This window comes from Sphingobium sp. RC1, from assembly GCF_059738765.1.
The window spans coordinates 1,112,654-1,125,431 of the sequence record NZ_AP027306.1; the positions used below are offsets into that span (position 1 = coordinate 1,112,654).

A 12,778-nucleotide genomic window follows, 5' to 3' on the forward strand; every position below is an offset into this window, starting at 1 on the left:
GCATAGATGCCCGCCCACACCGAACGCGGGTGTAGCTCAGTTGGTTAGAGCGCCGGCCTGTCACGCCGGAGGTCGCGGGTTCGAGCCCCGTCACTCGCGCCACTCTTTATGAAGAGTGGATGGTCCTTAAGGGCCGGTTTATCCTAAAATCTGATAGTTGTCATGCCAGCGCAAGCTGGCATCTCAAGCCCTGGCGTTCGGCCTAGCCTCACGAGATCCCAGCCTGCGCTGGGATGACGGAAGTGGGCACTACTAGCGATGGAGTTGGACGTCTTGGCCGCGCCGAACGTATGGCGCGTTAGCCGCGGCGCCAGCGGCCGGTTTCCATCCAGGCGAGCAGGCGCTTCAGCGGCAGGACCCAGATCCAGACGATGCCCAGGAAGACGTAGACTGGCACCTGCGCGATCATCGGCAGGCTGCCGATGAGGCCCGACAGGCTGCCGACCAGGATCGCCCAGAGCGCGATGAGGCCGATGATGATGAGCATGCCCACGGGCTTGCGCCAGCTGGGTTCGTAGGGAGCAGGCTGGCGGTTCACGCGTCGGGTCCTTCGATCAATTCGACTTCGGTGAGGATGATGTGGAGCGGCAGGTCCCACGGATCGGCAGGCAGGGCGTCCTGTTCCTGCACCGACCAGGCGAGGCCGATCCGCAGCGCATCGGGGTAGCGGGCGAAGGCGCGGTCATAATAGCCGCCGCCCTGGCCGAGGCGGTTCATCGCGCGGTCGAAGCCCAGCAGCGGGGCGATGATGACGTCCGGCGTCACGGGCGGGCCGCTCGGTTCAGGATGGTGCGTGCCGTAGAGGCCGGGGTGAAGCTGATCCTCCGGCGTCCATGCGAGGAATTCCATGCTGCCGAGCCGGTCGATGACGCGAGGCAGGGCGAGGATCTTGCCTAGCCCTGCGAGTTGCGGGGCGAGGCGCTGGGCGGGCGCTTCGTCGTCGAGGCCCATGTAGAGCGCGACCGTCTGCGCGTCGGCGAGGCGGCGGGCGAGCGCGGATGGCAGGGCTTTGAACGCCAGCCGATGGGCTAGCGGGTCGAGCGACGTGAGGAAGGCGCGGCGGCGGTCGCGAGCCAGCGTGCGCAGGGTGGTTTTATCGGGGGCGTCGCTCATGCTTTCCGTCTGCTGTTTCGGGCGAGGCGTGCTCCTGGGGCAGGAGCCCAGACCCACCAACTGAACTGGGCTCCTGCCTTCGCAGGAGCACGGTGAGGGTTCAACCGGCGGATGGAAAAAAGGTGACGGGACCGCCTTGGCCGTTTGCTGGAATATCCTCTGACGCCTCAACGTCAGGTGGGGACCATGTAGATCGGGCCTGGACCCGCCCAGGGACAGCCCCCTTGGATGTGATTATCGCCTCAGGGATGTTCGCTAAAGCTCGTACGAGGCAGTACCCGTCGCCCTATATCTAGGCGCCGGATGCCTGCGCGGCAAGCCTGTCGCTGAGCTTTTCTATGCGGGCGGCGAGAGCCTCCACGGCGTGGGCGGTGGCATCGTCCTCATCTTCGCCAAGCGCCAGTTGCTGTTGCCGCCCGATCGCTTCGCGCTTGAGGTCGTTGAGTTCGTCGGCAAGGAAGAGCGCGGCGAACAGGAGCGTGCGCACTTCGGTCAAGCCGGGCGTGTTCTGCTGGGCAAGACGGGCCTTGCGCTCGATCAGGGTGGCGAGGTGGGCGAGATGGGCTTCCTCCCCATCGCGGCAACGGACGGTATAATGACGCCCGGCGATCTGAAGGTTCGTTTCAGCCACGCGAGTCCCCTTTAAGATCGGCGATCAGTTCATCGAGCGAACGCAGTGCCGCCCGTGCGGCGGCCGGGTCCATGCCGGGGGACGCGGAAGAGGCCGGACCCGCGACCGCGAGATCCTGCACATCCTGTTCCAGCCGACTTACCGCGCGCTCCAGTGCGCCGATCGCCTGCATCATTCGGTTGCTTGCCATGACCCACGCATAAACAAAGTTTTCGCCTTGCAAAAGCTGTCATTGGACGGCTTGGCGCTCCCCAAGGTCCTGCCACGGTTGACGCCTTGGGTGCAACGCGACAAAGGGGACCCGATTTCGATTCGCCGGCTCAGCAGGGGGCCGTGAGCCAAGCCAAGGAAGAAGCCAGCCTAGATGACCGTATCCGAAAAGTCGCTCGCCAGCGCCATCCGGGCGCTTTCCATGGACGCAGTGCAGGCGGCGAACAGCGGCCATCCGGGCATGCCGATGGGCATGGCGGACGTCGCGACGGTCTTGTTCAAGGATTATATCAAGTTCGATCCGACCCAGCCCAAATGGGCCGACCGCGACCGCTTTGTGCTGTCGGCGGGGCATGGATCGATGCTGATCTATTCGCTGCTGCACCTGACCGGCTATGCCCGGCCGACCATCGAGGATATCCGTAATTTCCGTCAGCTGAATTCGCCCTGCGCCGGGCATCCGGAGAATTTCGAACTGGCGGGCGTGGAAGCGACCACCGGGCCGCTGGGTTCGGGCCTTGCCACGGCGGTCGGCATGGCGATTGCCGAGCGGCACCTCAATGCGCAGTTCGGCGACGATCTGGTCGATCACCGCACCTGGGTGATCGCGGGCGACGGATGCCTGATGGAAGGCATCAACCATGAGGCGATCGGCCTTGCGGGCCACCTGAACCTTGGCCGCCTGATCGTGCTGTGGGATGACAACAAGATCACCATCGACGGCGCGGTCGATCTGTCCAGCAGCGAAGACGTCCGTGCGCGCTATGTTGCGACCGGCTGGCATGTCGTGTCGTGCGACGGCCATGACGTCGCCGACGTGCGCCGTGCGATTGACGAGGCGCTTGCTGATCCGCGTCCGTCGCTGATCGCCTGCGCCACCAAGATTGGCTATGGCGCGCCGAACAAGGCGGGCACGTCGGGTGTCCATGGTTCGGCGCTGGGCGAGGCCGAAGTCGCGGCGGCTCGTGAGTTTCTGGGCTGGACTGCCGAGCCCTTCGTCATCCCCGAGGATATTGCCGCCGAATGGCGCCGCATTGGTTCGCAGGGCGCAGAAGTGCGCGCCGCCTGGGAAGATCGCTTGGCGGGCAACGGGCAGAAGGCCGAGTTCGAACGGCGCATGGCGGGTGAACTGCCCGCCGACTTCTCGCTCGACGCCTATATCGACACGCTGATCGCTAATCCGCAGAAGGTCGCCACGCGCAAGGCGAGCGAACTGGCGCTGGGCGCGATCAATGATCTGCTGCCCGAAACGCTGGGTGGTTCGGCGGATCTGACCGGATCGAACAACACCAAGACCAAGAGCACCGGGCCGCTGACCAAGGATGATTATTCGGGTCGCTATGTCTATTATGGCATTCGCGAATTCGGCATGGCCTGCGCGATGAACGGCATGGCGCTGCATGGCGGTGTCATTCCCTATGGCGGCACCTTCCTTGTGTTCTCCGATTATATGCGCGGCGGTATCCGCCTTGCCGCGCTTCAGCAGACGCGCGCCATTCATGTGCTGACGCATGACTCCATCGGCCTGGGCGAAGATGGCCCGACCCACCAGCCGATCGAACATGTCATGTCGCTGCGCATGATCCCGAACCTGGATGTTTATCGTCCGGCGGACATCGTCGAGACGGCGGAGTGCTGGGAACTCGCGCTGAAGGACAGCAATGGTCCGTCGGTGCTGGCACTGACCCGCCAGAACCTGCCGCAGTTGCGCACGGAGAAGAGCGAGAATCTCAGCGCGAAGGGGGCTTATCGCCTGCGCGCGGCGACGGCTGGCCGCAAGGTTGTACTGATCGCGACGGGTTCCGAGGTTGAGATCGCAGTTGCGACCGCCGACCTGCTCGAAGCGCAGGGTATCGGCGCTGACGTGGTTTCAATGCCGAGCTGGGCGCATTTCGACGCACAGCCGCAGGCGTATAAGGATGATCTCCTTCCGCACCATGTGCTGCGTTGCTCGATTGAGGCAGGCACGACCTTTGGCTGGGAACGCTATGTTGGCATCGCCGGCTTGCGTTTTGGCATCGACAGCTTTGGCGCTTCGGCCCCGGCGGAAGCACTTTACGACCATTTCGGCCTGACGGCCGCCAAGATCGCGCCGCAGGTTGCGGCCGCGCTCGATCATTAAAAACAACTACCCATTCAGGAGGCTAGTGCAGTGGCAACGAAGGTAGCAATTAACGGTTTCGGACGTATCGGTCGCCTGGTGGCGCGCGCAATCTTGTCGCGCACCGACCATGATCTGGAACTGGTCAGCATCAACGATCTGGGCGATGCCAAGGCGAACGCCCTGCTGTTCAAGCGTGACAGCGTCCATGGTAATTGGGCTGGCGAAGTCAGCGCCGAAGGCGACGCGCTGATCATCAACGGCAAGCGTATTGCCGTCACTGCCGAGCGTGATCCGGCCAAGCTGCCGCACGCGGCGCAGGGCGTCGAAATCGCCCTGGAATGCACCGGCATCTTCGCTTCGAAGGAAAAGGCAAGCGCGCACCTGACCGCTGGCGCCAAGCGCGTCGTGATCTCCGCTCCCGCGACGGGCGTGGACAAGACCATCGTGTTCGGCGTCAACCATGATGCGCTGACCGCCGACGATGTGGTCATTTCGAACGCCAGCTGCACCACCAACTGCCTGGCCCCGCTCGCCAAGGTCCTGCACGACGCCATCGGCATCGAAAAGGGATTCATGACGACGATCCACAGCTACACCAACGACCAGAACACGCTGGACCAGCTGCACAGCGACATGCGCCGCGCCCGCGCCGCCGCGCTGTCGATGATCCCGACCACCACCGGCGCCGCCCGCGCGGTGGGCGAGGTTCTGCCCGAGCTCAAGGGCAAGCTGGACGGCTCTTCGGTACGCGTGCCGACCCCGAACGTCTCGGTCGTTGACTTGAAGTTCATCGCCAAGCGCGGGACGACCAAGGAAGAGGTCAACCAGCTGCTGAAGTCTGCTTCGGAAGCGGGTCCGCTCAAGGGCGTGCTGGGCTATTCGGACGAGCCGCTGGTGTCGATCGACTATAATGGCGATGCGCGCAGCTCGACCGTGGACAGCCTGGAGACCGCCGTCATCGACGGCAATCTGGTTCGCGTGCTCAGCTGGTATGACAATGAATGGGGTTTTTCGAACCGCATGATCGATACGACCGGCGTGGTTGCGGGTCTGCTGTAAAAGAAACCGGGCGGGTCTTAGGACCCGCCCTTTTTCGTCATCCCAGCGAAAGCTGGGATCTGATTTTACGTCCTGCCCACGGGATGAGATCCCAGCTTTTGCTGGGATGACGGCGGGCGGTAGGAGATAGCTGTGGCCAAGCCCTTCAAGACGCTGGACGATATGGGCGACATCAGCGGCAAGACCGTGCTGGTGCGCGAAGATTTGAACGTGCCGATGCAGGATGGCAGCGTCAGCGACGACACCCGCCTGCGGGCGGCGATGCCGACGATCCTGGAGCTGGCGGATCGTGGCGCGAAGGTGCTGATCCTGGCGCATTTCGGACGGCCCAAGGGGCAGAAGAACCCGGAATATTCGCTGTCAAAGATCACGCGTCCGCTGACGCAGGTGTTGGGCCGCGACGTTCAGTTCATCCCCGATTGCTGCGGCGAAGCGGCTGTGGATGGCATCGCTGTGATGCGTCCGGGCGATATCTCGATCCTGGAAAATACCCGCTTCCATCCCGGTGAAGAGAAGAATGATCCGGCGCTGGTGGAAGCTATGGCGGCGATTGGCGATCTCTATGTGAACGACGCCTTTTCGGCTGCGCATCGAGCCCATGCCTCGACCGAAGGGCTGGCGCACAAGCTGCCTGCCTTTGCGGGGCGGTCGATGGAGAAGGAACTGGACGCGCTGCAGGCGGCGCTCGGCGAGCCGGTGAAGCCGGTCGCTGCGGTCGTCGGCGGGGCGAAGGTCTCGACAAAACTCGATGTGCTGAACAACCTGGTCGCCAAGGTCGATCATCTGATCATCGGCGGCGGGATGGCCAACACTTTCCTTCACGCGCGCGGCGTCGATGTCGGCAAATCGCTGTGCGAGAAGGATTTGGCCGAGACAGCCGAGGCGATCTTCGACAAGGCCGAGGCTGCGGGCTGCACCATCCACTTGCCCTATGACGTGGTGGTGGCGAAGGAGTTTGCGGCCAACCCGCCTTCGGTGCGGACATGCAATGTGCATGAGGTCGCCGCCGACGAGATGATCCTGGACGTAGGGCCTGCCGCCGTTGAGGCGCTGGGCGACGCGCTCAAGAACTGCCGGACTTTGGTGTGGAACGGGCCATTGGGCGCGTTCGAGATTGCTCCGTTCGACAAGGCGACGGAGGCGCTGGCCAAGACGGCGGCGGCGCTGACCAAGGAAGGACAGCTGACGTCCGTGGCGGGTGGCGGTGACACGGTCGCGGCGCTCAACCATGCGGGCGTCGCGGGCGACTTTACGTTCGTGTCCACGGCTGGCGGTGCTTTCCTCGAATGGATGGAAGGCAAGGACCTGCCGGGCGTCAGTGCATTGATGGTGTGAACTTCGGGCCGCCATCCCCAAAAATGGCGACCTTTTTCAAATTTCGAAGCCGCCGATGAGGCGGTGCAACCCTTGACGAGAAAGTATGTGCAGATGCTGGATCAGGACATGATGAACAAGATTGCGGGCGGCAACGGCTTTATCGCCGCGCTCGACCAGAGCGGTGGATCGACGCCCAAAGCGCTCAAGGGCTATGGCATCGAGGAAGGTGCGTGGAGCAATGATGAGGAGATGTTCGGCCTCATCCACGATATGCGCAGCCGCATCATCACCTCGCCCTGCTTCAGCGGCGAAAAGGTGATCGGCGCGATCCTGTTCGAGCGGACGATGGACGGTGAGGCGGGCGGCAAGTCCGTGCCTCAGGCGCTGATCGAGCGTGGCGTCGTGCCCTTCATCAAGATCGACAAGGGTCTGGAAGATGAGGCGAACGGTGTTCAGATGATGAAGCCGATGCCGGAACTCGACACGCTGCTGAAGCGGGCAAAGTCGCTCGGCGTGTTCGGGACCAAGGAGCGTTCGGTTATCAATCTCGCGAACCGCGAGGGCATCGCCGCGATCGTCAAGCAGCAGTTCGAGGTTGGCGCGCAGGTGCTGGCCGCAGGGCTGATGCCGATGCTGGAGCCGGAGATCAACATCAAGAGCCCCGAACGCGCCGACGCCGACCAGATCCTGCTTGAGGAACTGCTCAAGGGCCTGGACGCGCTGCCGGAAGGCCAGAAGGTGATGCTGAAGCTGTCGCTGCCGACCAAGGCTGGCCTGTTCGACGCGCTGGTCGATCATCCCAAGGTGCTGCGCGTCGTGGCGCTGTCGGGCGGCTTCTCGCGCGCCGAGGCATGCGTCGAACTGGCGAAGAACCGCGGCATCATCGCCAGCTTCAGCCGTGCGCTGCTGAACGACCTGCGCCAACAGATGAGCCAGGATGAGTTCAACGTGTCGCTGGGTCAGGCGATCGACGAAATCTACACCGCCTCGACCAAGAAGGCGGCGTGATGTGACATGAGGGCTGCTGGCGACAGATGTCAGCAGCCCTCACTCACCTGACGGGCGAAGGATTTTCAGCCTCTGTCATCCTCTTGAGTGCCAAGGCGTCCTGGATGGCATCGGCGTTGATGTCGTTGTTGAAATAGGCCCAGACCGCGCGACCCTGCTGAGCCTGATCGTTCATCCACCCGGCCCATTCGCGCAGATCATCCTCCGCATAGCGTCCCCAATATTTGCCTTGGCCGCCATGGAAGCGGACATAGGCGGCGCGGCCCGTCACCATCCTGGGGCTGGATGATCCGGCCATGTCATGAACGCAGAAGCTGGCGCCATGCCGGTCGAGCAATTCGTAGGTCGCATCTTCATACCAGCTGGGGTGGCGGAACTCGAAGACGGGGAGGATGTCGGCGGGTTGCAGCTTAAGGAAGCTTTCGAGTCGGTCGAGGTTGAAGGTGAGGCTAGGCGGCAATTGATAGAGAATGGGGCCAAGCGTTGAGCCGAAATGGCGGAAGGACGCCATCATCCGCGCCATCGGCTCTTCACAGTTGGTGAGCTTCAGAGCCTGGGTGAGATAGCGGTTTGCCTTGACCGCATAGCAGAATCCGGGCGGGGCCTGGTCGCGCCAACCGTCGACGGTTTCCGGCTTGGGGAGGCGGTAGAAGCTGTTGTTGATCTCCACCGAGTCGAAATGGTCGGCGTAGAAGGCGAACCAGCGCTTCATCGCCAGTTTTTCCGGGTAGAAGGTGCCGTGCCAATGGCGGTAGTTCCATCCTGAGCAGCCGATCCTGATCATGACAGGACAAGCCGCCGCGGCCGAATGCGGTTCCATTCTTTTCCTTAAGCGGCGAAACGCGCTAAGGGCTGCGCATGACCGACTTTACCGATGAAGAGCTGGCGCTCGATCCGCATTTTGCCGACCAGTTCGACAAGGGCTTCCGCCCGCCCTGCCAGCTTTACCTCATATCGCCGCCCGTGATCGACGAGGGTTTCGCGGCACAGCTGACCAAGGCTTTGGACGGCGGCAAGGTGGCGGCGTTCCAGTTGCGGTTGAAGGGCGTGGATGAGGACGCGATCGCCCTCGCGGCCGAGCCGTTGCAAAAGCTGTGCGCGGAGCGGGAGGTCGCCTTCATTATCAACGACAGCGTCGCGCTGGCCAAGCGGCTGGGCGCGGATGGCGTGCATCTGGGGCAGGGGGACGGCGACCCGCGAGAGGCGCGCAAGATATTGGGGCCAAAGGTGCAGATCGGCGTGACCTGCCATGACAGCCGCCACCTTGCGATGGAAGCGGGCGAGGCCGGGGCGGACTATATCGCGTTCGGCGCCTTCTATCCCACGACGACCAAGGAAACGCATCACCGGCCGGAGCCGTCGATCCTTGGCTGGTGGACGACCCTGTTCGAGCTGCCTTGCGTGGCGATCGGGGGGATTACGGCGGATAACGCCGCGCCACTGGTCGAGGCGGGTGCGGACTTTTTGGCGGTGAGCAGCGCGGTGTGGGCGCATCCGGACGGGCCGCGCGCGGGGGTTGCGGCATTTTCGGCTGTGCTGGGAGGGGCTTAGAGGAGCATGGCTTTTAGATCAGCGCCGCTTCCTAATGCCGTTCGCCTGAACGGACTTGGTGATTTAGATCGAACACATTCTGCTCTAAATAAGTCTCGCCGGATGTTAGGGCGTAAACTCATAAATATCGCGTTCGAGGTTTGAGGCAAAAAGGCCCAGCACAAGGAGAGAGGGCGCAGGAATATGTCGATATTTCAAGCCTTCTCGACGCCGTGATGGGCTTTTTTGGTCAAATCCACAGGACGCCAAAATGGCTTCCATCTCGAACCAAAATACGCTTGCAAAGGTGTATGACCTTCGCGGCGCGTATTTTGGCCCGATATGTTCGCCATTTTGGCGCCTCGAACGCGATATTTATGAGTTTACGCCCTAGTTAATGGCAGGAGGCAGCTTTCCTGAGCTTTGCGCGTTTCTCTCCCCGAACATCGGGAGAGTATCGCCTTGAAGACATATCTGCTCGCGCTCACGCTGCTCTGTTCGGCTTGCAAGGTTGCCGTCACCGACGCCAATGAAAGCGGGACAGTGGCTCCCGCAGATCAGAAGGAGGCAGCGCAGGGTGCGGCGGTTAAGCCGGTCGGCGATCCTTATGCCTTTTCCATAGTGCCCGAGCCGGGCGGTGCGCCTGCTCGCGCGGACTCCATCTTGCAGGCGCAGGTGGCGCTTGACCGGGCGGGCTTCTCGCCCGGTGTGCTGGATGGGAAAGAGGGCATGTCCTTCACCGCTGCGCTGAAGGGATTTCAGGAGGCGAAGGGCCTGTCGGCAACTGGCAAATATGATGAAGCGACGGCAAAGGCGTTGCTGGGCGACAAGCCGCCGCCAGCAACATGGCTGGTGACGATCCCTGAGGGCTTTGCGCGTGGTCCGTTCACTACAATTCCCAAGGAATATGCCGATCAGGCGAAGCTGCCCGCGCTTGGCTATCGCAATTTGATCGAGAAGCTGGCCGAGCGATTTCATACCAAGCCTGAAGTGCTGGTGGCGTTGAATGCGCCCAATACAAAGCTGGGGCCGGGGGCTACGGTGCGGGTGCCAGCCGTGGGCACTCAGCCGGTCGCGCAGATCGAGGGGGATGAGCGCGGCTGGGGCAATACGCTCGCCAGCCTGGCGGTCGCGAAGGATCAGCCGCAGGCCGATCATATCGTGGTCGACAAGTCCGAAGGCGTACTGCGCGTGTTCGACGAGGCCAACAAGCTGATCGCGCAGTTCCCGGCGACCATGGGTTCGGAACATGATCCGCTGCCGCTCGGCACGTGGGAGATCAAAGGGATCAGCCGAAATCCCGATTTTCATTATAATCCCGACCTGTTCTGGGATGCCGATGCGAAGGACGAGAAGGCGGTGTTGAAGCCGGGACCCAATGGGCCGGTGGGCGTCGTGTGGATCGACCTTTCCAAGCAGCATTATGGCATCCATGGCACGCCTGAACCGCAGACCATTGGACGCACTGAAAGCCATGGCTGCATCCGGTTGACCAATTGGGATGCAGCAAGGCTGGCGCAGATGGTGAAGAGCGGGGTGAAGGCGGTGTTTCAGGCATGAAGAGGCCGGGGCGGCGAGGATGTGCGGGCATCATAATCGCCGTCCTGCTGTTGCTCCTGTTCCTGAAGATGTGCGTGCGGATCGTTCCGGGTGGCCCGGAAAGGACGGCTTCGCCGCCTCAGCGTCCGGCTGCGGCGGAGGTCGGCTCTCTGCTGATCCCGGTTGAGGGTGTGCCGCCTACCGCGCTGACCGACACTTTCACGCAGGCAAGGGCTGGTGGGGCGCGGCCGCATGATGCGATCGACATCATGGCGGCACGGGGCAGGGCCGTGCTGGCGGCTGCGGATGGGCGTATCGAAAAGCTTTTCACCAGCGCGGATGGCGGATTTACCATCTATGAGCGATCGCCTGACGGGCGGCGTATCTATTATTATGCGCATCTGGATGGCTATGCGCGCGGGCTGGCGGAGGGTCAGAGCGTGCGGCGGGGGCAGAAGATCGCTACGGTCGGCAGCACTGGCAATGCCGATCCGGCAGCGCCGCATCTGCACTTTGCCGTGAATGAGATCACGCCGGGCGAGCCATGGTACAGGGGCCGGGCGATCAATCCCTACCCCTTGCTGGCGCGGCCGATCCGATGAGCCTACTTGCCCTTCGCGGCGGCACGATGTAGAGGCGCGCCCAGCCTTTTAAACAGGTCGGCTCTTTTCACCTTTAGACATATAGGCAGGCTCTTCCCATGAAGATCAGCGGCGTCGAGATTCGTCCCGGCAACAATATCGAATATGACGGAAGCCTGTGGCGTGCCGTCAAGATCCAGCACACGCAGCCCGGCAAGGGCGGCGCCTATATGCAGGTGGAACTGAAGAACCTGATCGATGGACGCAAGAATAACGTCCGTTTCCGCTCGGCCGAGACGGTTGAGCGTATCCGTCTCGACACCAAGGATTTCCAGTATCTCTATGCCGAGGGCGACATGCTCGTCTTCATGGATACGGAAACCTATGAGCAGATCAACCTGCCGCAGGATTTGATCGGTGATGCCGCCGCTTTCCTGCAGGACGGCATGATGGTTGTCCTAGAAATGTATGACGAGCGCCCGATTTCGGTGCAGCTGCCTGAAACCATCGAAGCGACGGTCGTGGAGGCCGACGCCGTGGTGAAGGGGCAGACCGCTTCTGCCAGCTACAAGCCTGCGATCCTGGACAATGGCGTGCGCGTCATGGTGCCGCCGCACATCGTTACCGGCACGCGCATCATCGTCGATGTGTATGAGCGGGAATATGTGAAGCGGGCGGATTGAACTGCTAATTGTTCCCCTCCCGCAGGCGGGAGGGTCGAACGGAGGCACGTGACTCCGTTCGAGGGTGAGCGCGAGCGTCAGCGAGCCCTTGCCTCATTCAAAGCGTTGCATGCGATTGCTGCGCAATCGTGCCCACCCCCGGCCCCTCCCGCTTGCGGGAGGGGGGAGATTGAGTAAATGGTATCCCATTCCGGCCTTCTCACCGTCATGGAACGCGCCGCGCGCAAGGCTGGCGCGAAGCTGCGTCGTGACTTTGGTGAAGTCGAACATTTGCAAGTGTCGCGCAAGGGACCGGCGGACTTCGTGTCCAAAGCCGATCAGCAAGCCGAGCGCACTTTGGTCGAAGAGCTGCAAAAAGCACGGCCGGACTGGGGTTTTCTGCTGGAAGAAGGCGGGGTGATCGAGGGTGATCCCAACAAGCCGCGCTGGATCATCGATCCCCTCGACGGCACCAGCAACTTCCTCCACGGTATCCCGCACTTCGCAATCTCCATCGCCGTCGAAGAGCCGCTTTATGGCGGCAACAAGAGGGAAGTGACGACCGGCCTTATCTACCAGCCGGCGACTGACGAAAGCTATTGGGCGGAAAAGAGCCGGGGCGCATGGCGCCACGACCAGCGTTTGCGGGTGTCGGCCCGCCGCGACCTGGGCGACTGCCTGATCGCGACCGGTATTCCCTTCATGGGCCATGGCGACATGGCGCAGTGGACGCGCATCTTCGGCGCGGTTGCGCCCTCCGTTGCGGGCATTCGTCGCTTCGGTGCGGCTTCGCTTGATTTGGCGCATGTGGCGTCCGGCCGTTATGACGGCTTCTGGGAAAGCGGTCTTCAACCCTGGGACGTCGCGGCTGGATTGCTGCTTGTGCGTGAGGCAGGGGGTTTCGCCACTGATTTCAGAGGCGGCGATCAGCCGATCGAGCGCCGCGAAGTGATCGCGGGCAATGATGCCATCCACAGCAAATTGCACAAGCTTGTGGCTGGCGCGCTGCGCTGAGGCAGGCATT

At 62.6% G+C, this 12,778-nt stretch carries 14 protein-coding genes, 1 tRNA gene and 1 other RNA gene; 10 read left to right on the plus strand and 6 right to left on the minus strand.

Annotated features, from left to right (window positions below):
- Positions 1-25 precede the first annotated feature (25 nt).
- Positions 26-102, plus strand: a tRNA-Asp gene (locus AC6JBC_RS05460).
- Between the two features lie 196 nt (positions 103-298).
- Here AC6JBC_RS05460 and AC6JBC_RS05465 read toward each other — a convergent pair.
- The 5 genes from AC6JBC_RS05465 to AC6JBC_RS05485 all read right to left on the minus strand — a co-directional run bounded on the left by AC6JBC_RS05465 (position 299) and on the right by AC6JBC_RS05485 (position 1,934).
- Positions 299-487, minus strand: a complete 189-nt coding sequence (locus AC6JBC_RS05465; RefSeq protein WP_498026007.1) for a DUF2842 domain-containing protein — start codon at positions 485-487, stop codon at positions 299-301.
- 47 nt (positions 488-534) lie between these two features.
- The gene (locus AC6JBC_RS05470) at positions 535-1,113 is read right to left on the minus strand and encodes a 5-formyltetrahydrofolate cyclo-ligase (RefSeq protein WP_498025815.1); all 579 of its coding nucleotides are present in this window, start codon (positions 1,111-1,113) and stop codon (positions 535-537) included.
- 124 nt (positions 1,114-1,237) lie between these two features.
- A non-coding RNA gene (gene ssrS / locus AC6JBC_RS05475) (6S RNA) lies at positions 1,238-1,394 on the minus strand.
- An 11-nt stretch (positions 1,395-1,405) separates the two neighbouring features.
- Positions 1,406-1,744 carry a cell division protein ZapA gene (locus AC6JBC_RS05480; RefSeq protein WP_498025817.1) on the minus strand — a complete coding sequence of 113 codons (339 nt, stop codon included), beginning with the start codon at positions 1,742-1,744 and terminating at the stop codon, positions 1,406-1,408.
- Positions 1,737-1,934, minus strand: coding sequence for a hypothetical protein (locus tag AC6JBC_RS05485; RefSeq protein ID WP_498025818.1), 198 nt, complete (start codon positions 1,932-1,934; stop codon positions 1,737-1,739). Before AC6JBC_RS05485 ends, AC6JBC_RS05480 begins: the two co-directional genes overlap by 8 nt.
- Before the next feature lie 174 nt (positions 1,935-2,108).
- Between AC6JBC_RS05485 and tkt the strand changes: the two genes are divergently transcribed.
- The 4 genes from tkt to AC6JBC_RS05505 all read left to right on the plus strand — a co-directional run bounded on the left by tkt (position 2,109) and on the right by AC6JBC_RS05505 (position 7,442).
- The gene (gene tkt / locus AC6JBC_RS05490) at positions 2,109-4,076 is read left to right on the plus strand and encodes a transketolase (RefSeq protein WP_498025819.1); all 1,968 of its coding nucleotides are present in this window, start codon (positions 2,109-2,111) and stop codon (positions 4,074-4,076) included.
- A 30-nt stretch (positions 4,077-4,106) separates the two neighbouring features.
- Positions 4,107-5,117 carry a type I glyceraldehyde-3-phosphate dehydrogenase gene (gene gap / locus AC6JBC_RS05495; protein ID WP_498025820.1) on the plus strand — a complete coding sequence of 337 codons (1,011 nt, stop codon included), beginning with the start codon at positions 4,107-4,109 and terminating at the stop codon, positions 5,115-5,117.
- Positions 5,118-5,249: 132 nt separating this feature from the next.
- Positions 5,250-6,452 carry a phosphoglycerate kinase gene (locus AC6JBC_RS05500; protein ID WP_498025822.1) on the plus strand — a complete coding sequence of 401 codons (1,203 nt, stop codon included), beginning with the start codon at positions 5,250-5,252 and terminating at the stop codon, positions 6,450-6,452.
- Positions 6,453-6,545: 93 nt separating this feature from the next.
- Complete coding sequence (locus AC6JBC_RS05505; protein ID WP_498026008.1) at positions 6,546-7,442, plus strand: fructose bisphosphate aldolase; 897 nt, start codon at positions 6,546-6,548, stop codon at positions 7,440-7,442.
- A gap of 43 nt (positions 7,443-7,485) precedes the next feature.
- Here AC6JBC_RS05505 and AC6JBC_RS05510 read toward each other — a convergent pair whose 3' ends face one another.
- On the minus strand, positions 7,486-8,226 hold the full coding sequence (locus AC6JBC_RS05510; protein WP_498025824.1) for a DUF72 domain-containing protein: 741 nt from the start codon (positions 8,224-8,226) through the stop codon (positions 7,486-7,488).
- Between the two features lie 74 nt (positions 8,227-8,300).
- Between AC6JBC_RS05510 and thiE the strand changes: the two genes are divergently transcribed.
- From thiE to AC6JBC_RS05535, 5 genes are all read left to right on the plus strand, one after another.
- Complete coding sequence (gene thiE / locus AC6JBC_RS05515; RefSeq protein WP_498025825.1) at positions 8,301-8,993, plus strand: thiamine phosphate synthase; 693 nt, start codon at positions 8,301-8,303, stop codon at positions 8,991-8,993.
- 441 nt (positions 8,994-9,434) lie between these two features.
- Positions 9,435-10,532, plus strand: a complete 1,098-nt coding sequence (locus AC6JBC_RS05520) for a L,D-transpeptidase family protein (RefSeq protein WP_498025826.1) — start codon at positions 9,435-9,437, stop codon at positions 10,530-10,532.
- Positions 10,529-11,113: a M23 family metallopeptidase gene (locus tag AC6JBC_RS05525; RefSeq protein ID WP_498025827.1), complete on the plus strand. Its 585-nt coding sequence runs from the start codon at positions 10,529-10,531 to the stop codon at positions 11,111-11,113. Before AC6JBC_RS05520 ends, AC6JBC_RS05525 begins: the two co-directional genes overlap by 4 nt.
- A 98-nt stretch (positions 11,114-11,211) precedes the next feature.
- A complete protein-coding gene (efp, locus tag AC6JBC_RS05530; RefSeq protein ID WP_498025828.1) occupies positions 11,212-11,775 on the plus strand; it encodes an elongation factor P in 564 nt (187 codons plus the stop codon).
- A 177-nt stretch (positions 11,776-11,952) separates the two neighbouring features.
- Positions 11,953-12,768 carry an inositol monophosphatase family protein gene (locus AC6JBC_RS05535; protein ID WP_460987694.1) on the plus strand — a complete coding sequence of 272 codons (816 nt, stop codon included), beginning with the start codon at positions 11,953-11,955 and terminating at the stop codon, positions 12,766-12,768.
- Positions 12,769-12,778: the final 10 nt, after the last annotated feature.

What these genes read in the sequence shown, in the direction of transcription:
- AC6JBC_RS05465 (WP_498026007.1), bottom strand. Translation starts at nt 487, where the DNA reads ATGCTCATCATCATCGGCCTCATCGCGCTCTGGGCGATCCTGGTCGGC.
- AC6JBC_RS05470 (WP_498025815.1), bottom strand. Translation starts at nt 1,113, where the DNA reads ATGAGCGACGCCCCCGATAAAACCACCCTGCGCACGCTGGCTCGCGAC.
- AC6JBC_RS05485 (WP_498025818.1), bottom strand. Translation starts at nt 1,934, where the DNA reads ATGGCAAGCAACCGAATGATGCAGGCGATCGGCGCACTGGAGCGCGCG.
- tkt (WP_498025819.1), top strand. Translation starts at nt 2,109, where the DNA reads ATGACCGTATCCGAAAAGTCGCTCGCCAGCGCCATCCGGGCGCTTTCC.
- AC6JBC_RS05505 (WP_498026008.1), top strand. Translation starts at nt 6,546, where the DNA reads ATGCTGGATCAGGACATGATGAACAAGATTGCGGGCGGCAACGGCTTT.
- AC6JBC_RS05510 (WP_498025824.1), bottom strand. Translation starts at nt 8,226, where the DNA reads ATGATCAGGATCGGCTGCTCAGGATGGAACTACCGCCATTGGCACGGC.
- thiE (WP_498025825.1), top strand. Translation starts at nt 8,301, where the DNA reads ATGACCGACTTTACCGATGAAGAGCTGGCGCTCGATCCGCATTTTGCC.
- AC6JBC_RS05525 (WP_498025827.1), top strand. Translation starts at nt 10,529, where the DNA reads ATGAAGAGGCCGGGGCGGCGAGGATGTGCGGGCATCATAATCGCCGTC.
- efp (WP_498025828.1), top strand. Translation starts at nt 11,212, where the DNA reads ATGAAGATCAGCGGCGTCGAGATTCGTCCCGGCAACAATATCGAATAT.
- AC6JBC_RS05535 (WP_460987694.1), top strand. Translation starts at nt 11,953, where the DNA reads ATGGTATCCCATTCCGGCCTTCTCACCGTCATGGAACGCGCCGCGCGC.